Source organism: Corallincola holothuriorum (assembly GCF_003336225.1).
Classification (GTDB): Bacteria; Pseudomonadota; Gammaproteobacteria; order Enterobacterales; family Neiellaceae; genus Corallincola; species Corallincola holothuriorum.
Map to the genome: position 1 here is coordinate 12,094 of NZ_QPID01000004.1, position 13,901 is coordinate 25,994.

Genomic DNA, 13,901 nt, shown 5'->3' on the forward strand with positions numbered 1-13,901 from the left:
TGTGATCTGTTACGTAAATGTTAACCTCGGCGTTTTTTTAATCGGCCGACGTGACCGACAGGGGGGAGCGACGAGGGGAATTTGACCCAGTAGCTATCTAATCGTTATTGTCTGCTCTCTTCACTGCCACTGCTTGAGAATTGGATGCTCGAACAAATTACGCTGCTGATCGTCTCTTTGATTGCTAATACCTTTTCGGCATTTTCCGGCGGAGGAGCCGGTTTGTTGCAATTTCCGCTACTCATCTTTTTGGGATTACCGTTTGCGGTGGCTTTGGCAACGCATAAAATCGCCAGTGTGGCGCTGGGCGTTGGTGCATTAGTGCGGCATGCGAAAGAGCGTACGCTAACCCTCCGATTGTCACTGGAGATGTTGCTATTCGGCGTACCGGGCGTATTGTTTGGCGCACGTACGATTTTGTCAGTGCCCGAGCAGATGGCACAAACCGCTTTAGGCTGTTTGACGATTGGCTTGGGGCTGTATTCTGCCACTAAGAAGCAGCTGGGCGTGACACAAGTGTTGCGGGCCACTGGCCTGAGGACCTCCGCCATTGGTGGCCTGGGTTTGTTTGTGATCGGTGTGCTGAATGGTTCGTTGACGTCGGGAACGGGTTTGTTTGTGACTCTTTGGTTAGTGCTCTGGTATGGCCTCGATTATAAGCGGGCAGTGGCATTTACCTTGGTCTGGGTAGGCGTTGTCTGGAATGGTTCAGGTGCCGCGGTATTAGGTGTGCTTGGGGAAGTGCAATGGAGCTGGTTACCCCCTTTGCTGTTGGGGTCACTGTTGGGCGGCTATTTAGGTGCTCACCTGGCTATTGCCAAAGGGAGCCGGTGGATAAAGCGAGCATTTGAAGTGGTCACGATTGCGGCGGGGCTTGCTTTGCTCGCTAAGGTCTATCTGTAGCGGCTAACTCTTCGCCGTTTTGAGGTCGGTAAAAATTAGAAAAAGCCTATGTCATGTTGATGCCATAGGCTTTTTCTGTTTATGCGTCGGCAAATGTCACTGAAACCGCGCTGGCAACCTCTGTTGCACGTGTCAGCGCCTGCTCGATGCTTTCGCCGCGAGCCAAGGCTACGCCCATCCTGCGTGTACCGACTAGTTCCTGCTTACCAAATAAACGTAGTTGTGCAGTAGGCACTGCCAAGGCATTGGTTAAGTTGCCGAAGATTAGATCCCTAGAGTTCCCTTCGGGTAACAGCACGGCAGATGCGCTAGGACCTCTGTGACTGATTTCGCCAATTGGCAAACCAAGAATCGCTCTTACGTGGAGGGCAAATTCAGACAGATCTTGAGAGATCAATGTCACCATGCCCGTGTCATGGGGGCGTGGTGAGACTTCACTGAACAGTACCTGATCCCCTTTCACAAACAACTCGACACCGTATAGGCCAAAACCGCCGAGGGCTTTCACCACTTTTTCCGCTACGGCTTGTGCGGCTGTCAGCGCCGTTTGGCTCATCTGTTGTGGTTGCCAGCTTTCCCGATAATCGCCATCTTCCTGCCTGTGGCCGATCGGATCACAGAAATGCACACCGTCAGATGCCAATACCGTGAGTAGGGTGATCTCATAATCGAAGTCGACAAACCCTTCAACGATCACGCGGCCACCACCAGCGCGTCCCCCTTCCTGAGCGTACTGCCACGCGTCGGCGATATCACTGGTTTGGCGGATCACACTCTGACCTTTACCAGAAGAGCTCATGATGGGTTTTATCACACACGGCATGCCAACCGCGGCGACACCAGCAGTGAGTTCTTCCTGCGTATCAGCAAAGCGATAGGGTGATGTGGGGATCTGTAGCTCCTCTGCAGCCAGTCGTCTGATGCCTTCGCGATTCATGGTGAGTTGCGTGGTGCGGGCGTTAGGAACGACTTTCACTCCCTCTTGCTCTAGGGCAATCAAGGTATCGGTGGCGATCGCTTCGATTTCAGGAATTATATAATCCGGTTGTTCTTTTTCGACGATCGCACGCAATGCATCGCCATCAAGCATATCAATGACATAACTACGATGGGCTACCTGCATCGCAGGGGCATCGGCGTAGCGATCGGTGGCGATGGTTTCAACCCCTAATCGCTGTAGCTCGATGACCACCTCTTTGCCTAATTCACCACTGCCCAGCAGCAGTGCTTTGGTGGCGTGAGACGCGCCTGGTGTACCTATCATCCCATGTTCCTTTTCATTCAATAGTGAATTGAAATTTCCGCGACATTATAGCCGTGGTTAGCCTCTTTGAGTTGACTAGGCGCAGTTTCTTTTGCGCATTTTGTTGACGCCGTTGCCTGGCGGCCTGCAGGTAATGGAATTGTCATAGTCATTGCTGGCATGACTGGCTAAACTCCGAACCTTTGATCTTTCGTCGCACCTAATATTCAGGTGTTGGAAATAGGATGAGGGTGGAGAGTTGTTGTGAATGATGTGAAAGGTATCAAGCGGATCGTGAATGCCACCCGATATTCATGGCAGGGTTTTAAAGCTGCATGGCGCGGTGAAGAGGCATTTCGTCAGGAGTTGCTGCTGGTGTTGGTGATGATCCCTGTGGCTATCTGGCTCGGCACCAATGCCGTTGAACGTAGTTTATTGATCGGTTGTTTGTTATTGCTATTGATTGTTGAAATGCTTAATTCTGCGGTAGAAGCGGTGACCGACCGGGTGGGCACAGAACGCCATGAACTTAGTGGCAAAGCTAAAGATATGGGCTCAGCAGCGGTACTCCTTGCACTCATTAATGTTGCTGTGGTGTGGGGGCTGATCGCCTATCAGCGTTGTATCGCCTAGCTTGCCTTGTTTCGCGCTGTAGCAAGCAACAAAGCGTTTAATCGAAGACGCCTTGTTGCTTTTGACCGCGACCTAAGCCAACAAGGTTAGCGGTTTAGTGTGCTCTCTTTGTACTGTTCAACCCACATTGCCGTCGCACCGCAAACGGCCACAGGCATGACGACTAAGTTAACCAGTGGGATCATGGTGAATAGGGTCACTATGCTGCCAAAGCTTAGGCTGGCGCCTTTCTGCTCGGCTAGTTTTTCTCTCATTACGTGGAACGGTACTTTGTGATTATCAAATGGATAATCGGCATATTGGATAGTCATCATCCAGGCAGTAAATAGGAACCAGATCACCGGCGCGACGGTCTGGCCGATAACTGGGACAAAAAATAGGATGAGGCAACCAAGGGCTTTCGGCAGGTAATAGACAAATTTCTGCCACTCCCGTTTGAATATTCGAGGTAGGTCTTTGACCATATCCATCATGCCACCAGTGTTGAATGGCTTGTCGCTAAGCATCAACTCGACTTTCTCTGCCAATAGGCCATTAAAAGGTGCGGCTATCCAGTTGGCCACTGTGCTGAAAATGTACGAGAAGACCACTAAGGTGGTGATAACCAAGAGCGGCCAGATCAGATAATTTAGCCAGCTTAACCACTCTGGGATATAGCCGTTAACATACTGAATGAATTCATCGATTTTTAAAAATAGGTAATAGAACGCGGCTGCAAATAACACCAGGTTGATGGTGAGCGGCACAATAACGAACTTTCTGAGTCCTGGGGTTTTAACCAGTTCAAATCCGCGAAAGAAGTAACTGGCACCGCTGTGGCCTTGTTTAAGCAGGTGATCTGCCATCTGGATTGTTTCCTTACATTACGATATCTGTGCAGTATAGAGAGAGCTGCCTCTCAGTAAAATGCCTGTCTTGTTACAAACTTTTATACAATCTGCTAAAGTCGCCGCGTCTCCATTTTCAAGATTACTCCGAAGCACCGAAGCCTCCATGAGATTGAAGCAGATCAAGCTGGCAGGGTTTAAGTCATTTGTTGACCCGACGACGGTGCCATTTCCCGGCAATATGACGGCAGTCGTTGGCCCTAACGGCTGTGGTAAATCGAACACCATTGATGCAGTGCGCTGGGTGCTGGGCGAAAGCTCGGCTAAAAACCTGCGTGGTGATGCCATGACAGATGTCATCTTTAATGGTGCAGCCTCCCGCAAGCCTGTTTCTCAAGCCAGTGTTGAACTCGTTTTCGAAAATCACCAAGGCCGTATTGGCGGTAATTATGCCAATTTTGCTGAAATATCGGTGAAGCGGGTCGTTACCCGTGATGCGGTGTCGACCTACCTGTTAAACGGCAGTAAATGTCGTAAGCGTGATATTACCGATCTGTTTTTGGGTACTGGTCTCGGCCCCCGCAGCTACGCCATCATTGAACAGGGGATGATCTCCCGGCTGATTGAATCAAAACCGCAAGAGCTACGCATCTTTATTGAGGAAGCCGCAGGGATCTCCAAATATAAAGAGCGCCGTCGTGAAACCGAAAACCGGCTTAAACATACTCGCGAGAATATGGAACGCCTGGCTGATGTGCGGGATGAGTTGGGTAAGCAGTTAGAAAAACTGCAGCGCCAAGCGGTTGCCGCGAAACGCTTTAAGGAACTTAAAGCGCGAGAACGTCAGCTTAAAAGTGAACTGTATGCGATCCGTTGGTATCAGTTGAATGAACAGCTGAACCGCTGTGAGCGCGAGCAAGCGGAGCAGGAAACGGCGCTTGAGCAGTTTAATGCCCAGCAGCAAGGCAAAGAATCCCGTCTTATCGCTTTGCAGACAGAACGGGAACAGCTGAAAAGCGATCAGCAACATAGCCAACAAAAATTGTTCCAGTTAACGACTGAGATCACTCGCCTTGAACAGCAGATGATGGCAAGCCGTCAACAACGGGTGCGGTTAGAAGATGAATTAGCTCTGCTTGCTGCAAAGCAGGAGGAGCTTGAACTCTTGATTGCCAGCGAAGTTGAGCAGCAACAGATCTCAGCCGATGAATTAGCAGCGCAACAAGAAGCTGCACTGCTCCTTGATGAAGAGATCGAGCAAGCACAAAACATGCTCGATGACGCCGAATCGGCCGTTATCGATTGGCAGCGGCGCTGGCAAGCTTCAGAGCAGGCTGAGGCCGCAGTGCGGCAGCAACAAGCGCTGTTAGAGAGCAAGTTAAATCATTTAGTACAACTGTCTGCACAACAAGGGCAGCGTCTGCAGCAGGTCAGTGATGAACTGGTCGAATTAGATGATGCCGAATTAACGCTTGAGTTGAACCGGCTGGCAGAAAGCCTGGCGATGCAAACTGAGCAATTAGCTGAACAGCAGCTATTGCTGGCCGAGAGTGAGTCAGTCGTCGGTGACGCGAAAATGGCGTTGACGGATCTGGATAGTAAGGTCCATCAGAATGAATTAGCTCTTGCCGGATTACAAGCGCAGTGGCAAGCCCTCGATAGTCAGTTATCTCAGGTTGCGGAGAGCGAAGCTTTACCGGACGGAGTGAAGCCGCTGTATCAGGCTATGACGGTGGCCCCGGAGTGGACGCTGGCAGTTGAAAAGGTATTGGCAAGTTTTAGCCAGGCTCACCTATGTGATGCACTTGCCGCCGAAACGGCGGGAGCCACGGGAAGATTACTCCAGCTCAGTAGTGGCGCTGTGGTGGCGTCTCACCTCTTAGCCAGTAAAGTAGACGGTGAAGCTAAATATGCTGTAGCCAATCTGCTTCGTGGTATTGAGTGCGTAGATACGGCAGAGCAGGCGTGGCAACGGCAACCAACTTTAACTGAAGGGCAAACGGTGATCAGCCGCTGTGGCGTTTGGTTGGGGCAACACTGGTTACATCCGGACGTCGACATGGTGGCTGGGCCGATTAAGCTCCGCCAGCAGCAATTGATGTTGGCTGAACAGATCAGTCCGCTGCAAGTGCAACTGACCCGTGACAAACAGGAGCTGCAACAGGCGCAGCAGCGAGTCGCTCGCTCTCAACAGCAATTCACTGAGCAGCAGGGGCTTTGTCGGCGTATTGACGCTGAGGTGGCCACACTGCGCCAACAACGGCATTTTGCCGACCAGCAGCACAGTGAACGCCAACTCAGAAAACAGCGGCTGCAACAGGAGCAGACGCTGTTACAAGAACAGGTTGCTGAACATCAAGCGGAGCAGGAGTTACTGCTTGCACAACAGTTGGAGGTTGCCGAGCGTCTTGATGATATGGGGCAGCAGGATCAACTACGGCTGCAAAAAGAATCATTTGATCAGCAAGTGTCGCAGGCTAAGCAGCAGGTACAACAGCGGCAACAGCAACGCCAGGGGATCGCGTTGCGGCAGGAAAACCTCAAGGCACAACTTACTGCTTTGAGCCAGGCACAGCAACGGACGGAAAAAGATCGCCACGAAGCCTTATTACGCAAGCAGCAGTTAGTTGAAGAGCTGCAGCAACATGAAACCCCCGATGTTGATCAAGCCGAGCAGCTGGAGATATTGCTGGCTGAACGACTTGAACTCAGCAGTGAGCTGGAGCTACTGACCGAGCAGTTATCAGGTCTTGATGAGCAGACTCGTGAGCTAGAGATGGGACAGCGGGATGTGCTGCAACATCTGGAAAAACAGCGGGTCAGGATATCTGATCTGCAGATTGAAGCTGAAGGTTTCCGCGTTCGTGCGCGATCGGTGTTGGAAACCCTGCATGAGATGCAGGCCAATTTGAAAGAGTTATTGGTCGCGTTACCTGATAGCTATAGTGAAGATGAGTGGCAGCAACAGCTGGAAAAAACCACTCAAGCGATCTCTCGCCTTGGTGCTATCAACTTGGCTGCGATTGAAGAATATGAACAACAAGCGGAACGAAAACAGTACCTTGATAGTCAGAATGAAGACTTGGAAGGGGCGGTTGATACTTTGGAAACTGCGATACGTAAGATCGACAGAGAAACACGTCAGCGCTTCCGTGAGACCTATGAACAGGTGAACACGGATCTGCAGCATCTGTTTCCGAAAGTATTTGGTGGAGGGAGCGCACATCTCGCATTGACTGATGATGACTTACTGGAAACAGGTGTTACTATCATGGCGCAGCCTCCAGGCAAAAAGAATAGTACGATTCATCTGTTGTCGGGTGGCGAAAAGGCGTTGACCGCTTTATCATTGGTGTTCGCTATTTTCCGACTCAATCCGGCGCCGTTTTGTATGCTGGACGAGGTCGATGCACCATTGGATGACGCGAATGTCGGGCGGTTCTGTAATCTGGTGAAAGAGATGTCAGAAACAGTTCAGTTTATTTTTATCAGTCACAACAAAGTATCAATGGAAATGGCCAGTCACTTGACTGGGGTAACCATGCAGGAACCTGGCGTATCTAGGTTAGTCGCAGTCGACGTTGAGCAGGCTGTGGCATTAGCTGAGCTAGGTTAGTCTAAGAATTATTACTAAAAGCAAGTGTGTATATGGAAGGATTTCGTATCATTCTCATCATTATTGGGGCTATCGCCATTGGCGCGATTCTTATTCATGGCCTCTGGTCTATTCGTAAGCAGAATAGCAATCATAGGATACATCAGGGCGACGTCGGCGTGCCTGATGTTGCATCCGGTGCTGAGTCTTCGTCAGTGTCTGATGGTTTTGACCAAGATGGTATTGGCAAAGTGCGAGTGCTTGGCAGTGCTGATGATGAGAGTATTCAACAGCAAAGTATTCCAACGGATGCAGCACTGCAAAGTGACGTTGAGCAGCGGGTTGAACCGGGCATCGCAGTTTCAGGAGCCGGTAACGCTGGTTTTACTGAGGCCTCGATTAAGGCAGAAAAAGTTGAACCGAGCTTCACTGTGCCTAAGGTTTCTTCAGAGCCGACTTCTGCCCCAGAATTAACAGAACAAGTGGATCTGTTTGCTGAGCCAGTTGAGGAAGTGGCAGAGATCAAGCCAGAGTCGCAACCGAGCTCTGCGGCTATCGATAAGCCAGCCGCTAACGAAGCTGCGCAAGCGCCTGCGGCCGACGATGAACCATTGGGAGAGCCACAGGATGTGTTGGTTCTGAATGTGGTTGCTGGTCCCTCGGGGACACTTGAAGGCGCGGTAATGTTGCCTTGCTTGCTTACCTTGGGCTTAAAGTTTGGTGAAATGTCTATTTTCCATCGCCATCAGTCGCCAGCAGGCACCGGTCCAATATTGTTCAGCCTGGCGAATATGGTGAAACCGGGTACGTTTGATCCAGAGTCGATGGAAAGCTTTAATACGCAGGGGATCTCGCTGTTTATGACGCTGCCCTGTTATGGCGAAGCGCAGAAAAACTTTGGCTTGATGTTAAAAGCCGCGGAACAGTTGGCCGCAGAGATGCGCGGGCAGGTGCTTGATGATCAGCGAAATGTGCTGACTAAGCAGAAGATCCAGCATTATCAGGAGCGGATCCGCGAGTTCGAGCGTAAGAAACTGCTTAGCGTCTAATTATCTTCTCTTTTTAAGAAAAGCCTCCGTTATGGAGGCTTTTTCACTTAACACTTTGAAGCAGGGTTACCGATGTCGGATATACAATCGGAAATGGCAGCGCTGAGCGCGCAGATAGAAGAGTTTAATTATCAATATTACGTGCTGGATACGCCGACGGTGCCAGATGCGGAATATGATCGCGTTATGCAACGTTTACGCGTGTTGGAAGAGCAGCACCCTGAGTTGTTGCAGTCTGATTCGCCGACGCAAAAAGTGGGTGGACAGGCGTTGGCGGCTTTTGAGCAGGTGGCCCATGAAGTGCCTATGTTGTCATTGGACAATGTGTTCAATGATGAGGACTTTGTGGCATTCGCCAACCGTATCGAAGAGCGCTTGGATGGTGCCGCGTTCAGTTTTTGTTGCGAGCCGAAATTGGATGGTTTAGCGGTTAGCTTACTTTATGAAAATGGACGATTAGTTCGGGCTGCCACCCGTGGCGATGGTCAGACCGGAGAGAACATCACCGCCAATGCTAAGACGATCACCTCTGTACCCTTGAAGTTGCGAGGTGATGATTTTCCCCCACGCCTAGAAGTGCGTGGCGAAGTTTTTATGCCGAAGGCTGGTTTCGATGCACTTAATCAGCGTGCGCGGCAGCGCGATGAAAAGCAGTTCGCTAATCCTCGTAATGCTGCCGCGGGTAGTTTAAGGCAGCTGGACAGCCGCATTACGGCAAAGCGCCCATTGGCTTTTTATGCTTATTCTACCGGTGTCATCGAGGGGGACTATGCGGCTGTCAGTAGTCACTATGAGCAGCTAATGCAGCTGAAGTCATGGGGGCTGCCTGTGAGTCCGGAAGTGAAACGTCGTGACAGCCAAAATGATGTTATTGCTTACTATCGCGACATCATGGAGCGGCGCGCCGCTTTGCCCTATGAGATAGATGGTGTGGTGTTGAAGGTCGACAGCTTGGCCCAGCAAAACAGCCTTGGTTTTGTGTCTCGGGCACCGCGCTGGGCAACGGCGTTTAAGTTTCCTGCCGAAGAAGAGATCACCTTGCTGCAAGATGTCGAGTTTCAGGTGGGACGTACCGGGGCGATCACGCCGGTTGCCAGATTGCAGCCTGTGTTTGTTGGCGGTGTTACCGTGTCTAACGCCACCTTACATAACGCTGATGAGATCGCCCGTCTTGGTGTGATGGTGGGGGATACCGTTATAGTGCGGCGTGCAGGGGATGTGATCCCACAAATTGTTGCCGTGGTTGCTGACCGACGCCCTGAAGATGCCAGAACCATTTCATTTCCAACGACTTGTCCGGTTTGTGAGTCAGTTGTCGAACGCGCCGAAAATGAGGCCGTTAGCCGTTGCAGCGGCGGACTCTACTGTGGTGCGCAACGCAAAGAAGCGATTAAGCATTTCGCTGCGCGGCGGGCGATGGATATTGATGGGCTGGGCGATAAGTTAGTTGAGCAATTGGTTGATGAGGGGTTGATAGCCAGCCCTGCAGACCTGTTTAAACTGTCTATCGTGGAACTCTCCGGTTTACCCCGCATGGGACGTAAATCGGCAGAAAATTTAATCGCGTCGCTGCAACAGAGTAAGCAAACGACATTGCCGCGGTTCCTTTTTTCTCTTGGTATTCGGGAAGTGGGGGAGGCCACCGCACTCAATTTAGCTAACTATTTTGGTACGCTCAATGAAGTGATGGCTGCAGATGAAGCTACCTTGCTCAAAGTGCCTGATGTCGGGCCAATCGTCGCCCACCATATCGTTACCTTCTTTAAACAGCCGCATAATCTTGAAGTGATCGAAGCTTTGCTGGCAGTCGGACTGCATTGGCCTGACGTTGAAGTACGGGAAGCGTCGGCGCAGCCACTTGAAGGTGAAACATGGGTATTAACCGGCACATTGAGCCAATTAGGGCGTAGCGAGGCGAAAGCAAAGCTGCAGCTCTTAGGTGCTAAGGTAGCTGGCAGTGTGTCGAAGAAAACCCATTGCGTGGTAGCGGGGGATGCAGCCGGATCCAAACTGACTAAAGCGCAGGATCTGGGAATAAAGGTGCTGGATGAACAGGCGCTGATTACGCTGTTTACCGAGCATCAGGTGTAGATAGCTGGTGGGTATACCTAGGCTATGAATATCAGAAATAGCCCGATTGAGAGTCCGTGTATGGCATTTAATCGGGCGGATTCAGAGGCAAAGTGAGTTGAAAGCGCACACCATGACCAATCTGACTGGATGCCTGGATCGTGCCGCCTAGTTTTTGGCGTACAACGTTATAGACGATATGCAGCCCTAACCCCGTGCCGCCGGATGCGCGTCGGGTGGTATAGAAAGGGTCGAATAACCGCTTCAAGGCTTTCTCTTCTACACCTTTACCATCGTCCTGATAGTCCAAGATCAGATTTTCCGTATCAGTATGGAAGTGGATGGAGATATGATGCTGTTGCTGCGGATCGAACCCATGCCGAACGGAGTTGACTATCATGTTGGTCAACACTTGACTGAATGCACCTGGGTAACTGTTTAAGGTCAGGCTTTCATCGCCGGTGGTTGTTATCTCTACTTTATGATTTTTAAACTCTGGGGAGAGACTGGTGAGCAGATCTTTGATGTAGTCTAGCAGGACGAAGAAGCGTTTTTGTTCACTACTTTGGTCAACTGCCACCTCTTTAAAGTTGCGGATTAACTCAGCCGCGCGGTTGAGGTTGGATAGGATCATCTCAGCACATTGTGTCGTCTTATCTATGTGTTGCTCTAACCCTGAACGAGTGAGTTGATTCTCGCCGGCGGCTTTGTTTAGCTGTGTCATTTCATCTTGCAGCAGGGTTGCAGCGGTTACGCTGACGCCTACTGGGGTATTGATCTCGTGAGCGACGCCTGCGACCAACTGCCCCAATTGCGACATCTTTTCCGCTTCGACTAGCTGGTCTTGTGTTGCTCTCAACCTTTCCATGGTTGAAGTGAGTTCTTCATTGGTGGTTTGTAGCTCACGGGTTCGACTGGCCACCCGCATCTCTAATTCTCTTTGATCATCCTGGATCCGCTCGGCCATTTGGTCGAGCACCAGGGCAATGCGCTGAAGTTCGATAAAAGGAAGCTTCAAGGTTTGTGCGTGATAATCTGCTTTGGCGTATCGTTCAACCAAGCCACTGATCTTGAGTAAAGGCTTTACCAGGCGACGAGATGCAAATAGCGCGATGCCAGCGAATAACAGCGCTAAAATACTGACGATGGTCCACTGTTGCAGCTCCAGATCCTTAACGGAGGCAAGTGCTTGTGAGCGATCGATACCCATGACAATTTCAATGGGTGTATGTTGATGGCTTAGTTTCAGTGGTATCTGTATGGTGCGAAAGTCGTCGGTGGCGATATGTTGTGCTTCCAGCCTGAGTAGCGAGTCATCGCTTAAAATATCCAGCATCTCTATTTGTCCAGAACCAGCTTGCTTAAGCAGTGTATTCGCGTTTTCGAAAATGGCGTGGACAGGTAACAGCACGATGATGGCCCCCACAAGCTCGTGGGCTTCCGCGCGATCGACAGCCGATACCCACAGCGGTGAGTAGACGACAAACATGTGATCACTGGTGCGGGAGATGATTTTTCGATCTTTTTCTTTCAGACTAAAGATACGATCCAGGTAGGCGACATCGTTGAGATCGGTAATTTTCTGCGTAGCATTAACTGGATCGGCAAAAAATTGTTCTATCTCAGAATTAAGCGGATCCAAAGGCAGGAGCTCAAAGCTGGTTGGAACAACCTCAACTGGCCAGCCAGATTTATCGACTAAAAAAATGCCGTAGGCAGCGGGGTGCATCTCACTGAGGGCGGCTAGCTTTAGTTTTGCTTTTGGACCAAAAACTCCAGTGTATGCCGCATAGATAACATCAGGATCTTGACTGGTATTGTGCAAACTGGCGAAAAGTAGCTGATAGGCGCGCTCAATGTCGTTGGCGAGAACATTGGCAGTGAGTTTGAGTGAGCTAAATGCCGTCTCTTCTGCTACGCGTTGAAAACGATCAATCAAGTAGTATGAAGTCAGCAGAGTGGGGATCAAAGCGGCACTTAAAATGATCCAACTTAATGTCCCGCGTAGCGAACGACCCCTATTAAACTGCATTTGGATCCCTCAGTGTTTTATTGGCTATTTTTCTGCAATTCGTGTTCGGAGAATCTTTGCATCAGCGCTGTAGCTTCTTCTGCGCTGCCGTGGCCATCAATAAAAAGCGCGAACCCTTTTCTCATCCCTAACCATGCCGCTGACATCGCCGGTGTAGGAGGCGCCCCTCGCGCGAGTTCCAGCTGCTTTAAAAGTATCTGCATTTCAGGCGATGCGCTACTTTTGATTTTGGCAACAATCTGTTCGTTAACAGGCAGAGCACCCAAATCATCATAGTATCGCTGTTGCATCTCTGGCGACTGCAGATAGCTGGAAAAGCCCTTAATTGCTTCGGCAGCAGGGCTATTAAGCGAATATCCGGGATAGACCAGCGATAAAGTGCCGTACATAGGTTGTATCGGTTTGCCGTTGATCGTGGGCAGCAAGGTAATGCCAAAATCATCGCCTAGTGCGCTGGCTGTTTCCTTAAATGCCCAATCACCGTTGATGGCGTAAGCGAATTCACCGTTTTTAAAGCGATCAAAGCTGCAATCGTAGTCACAGTTGGGATCAATCAGCCCCTCTCGCGATAGATTACGATAGAAGGTGAGGGCATCTCTCACTGCTTGGGTATCCAAGGTGACCCTATTATCGGCAACAGGAAAGCCACCGAACGGTGGTATAAATGCGCAGAACCAATACATTTCACCATACTTCCAGCCAATCGGTTGTACGTTGATTTCGCGCAGCGCTTTTGCTTGTGTGATGAGTTGTTGCCAGGTGGCCGCCGGCTGTTGGACAAATTTTCTGTTGTAGAACAGAAGCAAGTGGTTACCGCCTTGTAGCGGAACCCCATAATAGTTTTCGTCAAACATGACGGTCGCCAGTGACTCACTTGTTTGTGCAGGGGAGAGGAGTGATGCGTCTACGGTGGACAACTGCAGTTTGCCTCGATCACCGATGAAGTCAGAAGGCACAAGAGCCATGGCAGGCGCGGTGCCATCAATCACTGAACGAACCAGTGTGGTTTTTAACTCTCCTGTTGGTAAAAAGGCGACATTGATTTTTACACCCGTTTTCTCTTCATATTCTTTGGCAACGTTTGGCAGCCAAAGTTTAGCTTCCTCTTTTTGATGCCAAAGCATGAGTTCAACGGCTTGGGAGCTAAAACTAATGAAGAGCAGCAGAAAACACCAATTTGCCATATAGATATCCCTGATAAATTCGAGATCTTAGGCAAAGTATAGATGTTTGAAATAAAGAGAGGGTTTTTCTTGATGAAGTGGTGGGCGGTACTGGGCTCGAACCAGTGACCCTCGCCTTGTAAGGGCGATGCTCTCCCAACTGAGCTAACCGCCCACTGTATCAATATTGTGTTGCAGGCCAAGAGTGGTGGGCGGTACTGGGCTCGAACCAGTGACCCTCGCCTTGTAAGGGCGATGCTCTCCCAACTGAGCTAACCGCCCATCTTGGTATCTTGCAGCTCAAAGTGGTGGGCGGTACTGGGCTCGAACCAGTGACCCTCGCCTTGTAAGGGCGATGCTCTCCCAACTGAGCTAACCGCCCACTT

9 protein-coding genes and 3 tRNA genes are annotated in these 13,901 nt (G+C 50.5%); 5 read left to right on the top strand and 7 right to left on the bottom strand.

Annotated features, from left to right (window positions below):
* The first annotated feature begins 144 nt into the window (after positions 1-144).
* Complete coding sequence (locus DU002_RS07605) at positions 145-903, top strand: sulfite exporter TauE/SafE family protein (RefSeq protein ID WP_114337791.1); 759 nt, start codon at positions 145-147, stop codon at positions 901-903.
* 79 nt (positions 904-982) lie between these two features.
* Here the strand turns inward: DU002_RS07605 and purT are convergent, their stop codons facing one another.
* Positions 983-2,167: a formate-dependent phosphoribosylglycinamide formyltransferase gene (gene purT, locus DU002_RS07610; RefSeq protein WP_114337792.1), complete on the bottom strand. Its 1,185-nt coding sequence runs from the start codon at positions 2,165-2,167 to the stop codon at positions 983-985.
* Positions 2,168-2,410: 243 nt separating this feature from the next.
* Here purT and DU002_RS07615 point away from each other — a divergent pair, with 243 nt between their 5' ends.
* Complete coding sequence (locus DU002_RS07615; RefSeq protein ID WP_114337793.1) at positions 2,411-2,779, top strand: diacylglycerol kinase; 369 nt, start codon at positions 2,411-2,413, stop codon at positions 2,777-2,779.
* Positions 2,780-2,865: 86 nt separating this feature from the next.
* Here DU002_RS07615 and cysZ read toward each other — a convergent pair whose 3' ends face one another.
* Positions 2,866-3,624, bottom strand: a complete 759-nt coding sequence (gene cysZ / locus DU002_RS07620; protein WP_114337794.1) for a sulfate transporter CysZ — start codon at positions 3,622-3,624, stop codon at positions 2,866-2,868.
* Between the two features lie 148 nt (positions 3,625-3,772).
* On the opposite strand from cysZ, the gene smc reads away from it, so the two are divergent.
* The 3 genes from smc to ligA all read left to right on the top strand — a co-directional run bounded on the left by smc (position 3,773) and on the right by ligA (position 10,341).
* Positions 3,773-7,222 (top strand): chromosome segregation protein SMC, encoded by a 3,450-nt coding sequence (gene smc / locus DU002_RS07625; protein WP_114338069.1) that lies wholly within the window; start codon positions 3,773-3,775, stop codon positions 7,220-7,222.
* Positions 7,223-7,254: 32 nt separating this feature from the next.
* A complete protein-coding gene (gene zipA / locus DU002_RS07630; RefSeq protein ID WP_114337795.1) occupies positions 7,255-8,250 on the top strand; it encodes a cell division protein ZipA in 996 nt (331 codons plus the stop codon).
* Positions 8,251-8,322: 72 nt separating this feature from the next.
* Entirely contained in the window at positions 8,323-10,341 is a 2,019-nt protein-coding gene (gene ligA / locus DU002_RS07635) for an NAD-dependent DNA ligase LigA (RefSeq protein ID WP_114337796.1), read from the top strand.
* Between the two features lie 67 nt (positions 10,342-10,408).
* Here the strand turns inward: ligA and DU002_RS07640 are convergent, their stop codons facing one another.
* From DU002_RS07640 to DU002_RS07660, 5 genes are all read right to left on the bottom strand, one after another.
* On the bottom strand, positions 10,409-12,352 hold the full coding sequence (locus DU002_RS07640; protein WP_114337797.1) for a sensor histidine kinase: 1,944 nt from the start codon (positions 12,350-12,352) through the stop codon (positions 10,409-10,411).
* A gap of 17 nt (positions 12,353-12,369) precedes the next feature.
* Positions 12,370-13,536: a sugar ABC transporter substrate-binding protein gene (locus tag DU002_RS07645; protein WP_114337798.1), complete on the bottom strand. Its 1,167-nt coding sequence runs from the start codon at positions 13,534-13,536 to the stop codon at positions 12,370-12,372.
* 78 nt (positions 13,537-13,614) lie between these two features.
* Positions 13,615-13,690 (bottom strand) — tRNA-Val (locus tag DU002_RS07650).
* Positions 13,691-13,721: 31 nt separating this feature from the next.
* Positions 13,722-13,797: transfer RNA gene (locus tag DU002_RS07655), tRNA-Val, on the bottom strand.
* 24 nt (positions 13,798-13,821) lie between these two features.
* A tRNA-Val gene (locus tag DU002_RS07660) sits at positions 13,822-13,897 on the bottom strand.
* Positions 13,898-13,901: the final 4 nt, after the last annotated feature.

Bases quoted from the DNA above. Each gene is read 5' to 3' on its own strand.
- DU002_RS07605 (WP_114337791.1), top strand. From the start codon at position 145: ATGCTCGAACAAATTACGCTGCTGATCGTCTCTTTGATTGCTAATACC.
- purT (WP_114337792.1), bottom strand. From the start codon at position 2,167: ATGATAGGTACACCAGGCGCGTCTCACGCCACCAAAGCACTGCTGCTG.
- cysZ (WP_114337794.1), bottom strand. From the start codon at position 3,624: ATGGCAGATCACCTGCTTAAACAAGGCCACAGCGGTGCCAGTTACTTC.
- smc (WP_114338069.1), top strand. From the start codon at position 3,773: ATGAGATTGAAGCAGATCAAGCTGGCAGGGTTTAAGTCATTTGTTGAC.
- zipA (WP_114337795.1), top strand. From the start codon at position 7,255: ATGGAAGGATTTCGTATCATTCTCATCATTATTGGGGCTATCGCCATT.
- ligA (WP_114337796.1), top strand. From the start codon at position 8,323: ATGTCGGATATACAATCGGAAATGGCAGCGCTGAGCGCGCAGATAGAA.
- DU002_RS07640 (WP_114337797.1), bottom strand. From the start codon at position 12,352: ATGCAGTTTAATAGGGGTCGTTCGCTACGCGGGACATTAAGTTGGATC.
- DU002_RS07645 (WP_114337798.1), bottom strand. From the start codon at position 13,536: ATGGCAAATTGGTGTTTTCTGCTGCTCTTCATTAGTTTTAGCTCCCAA.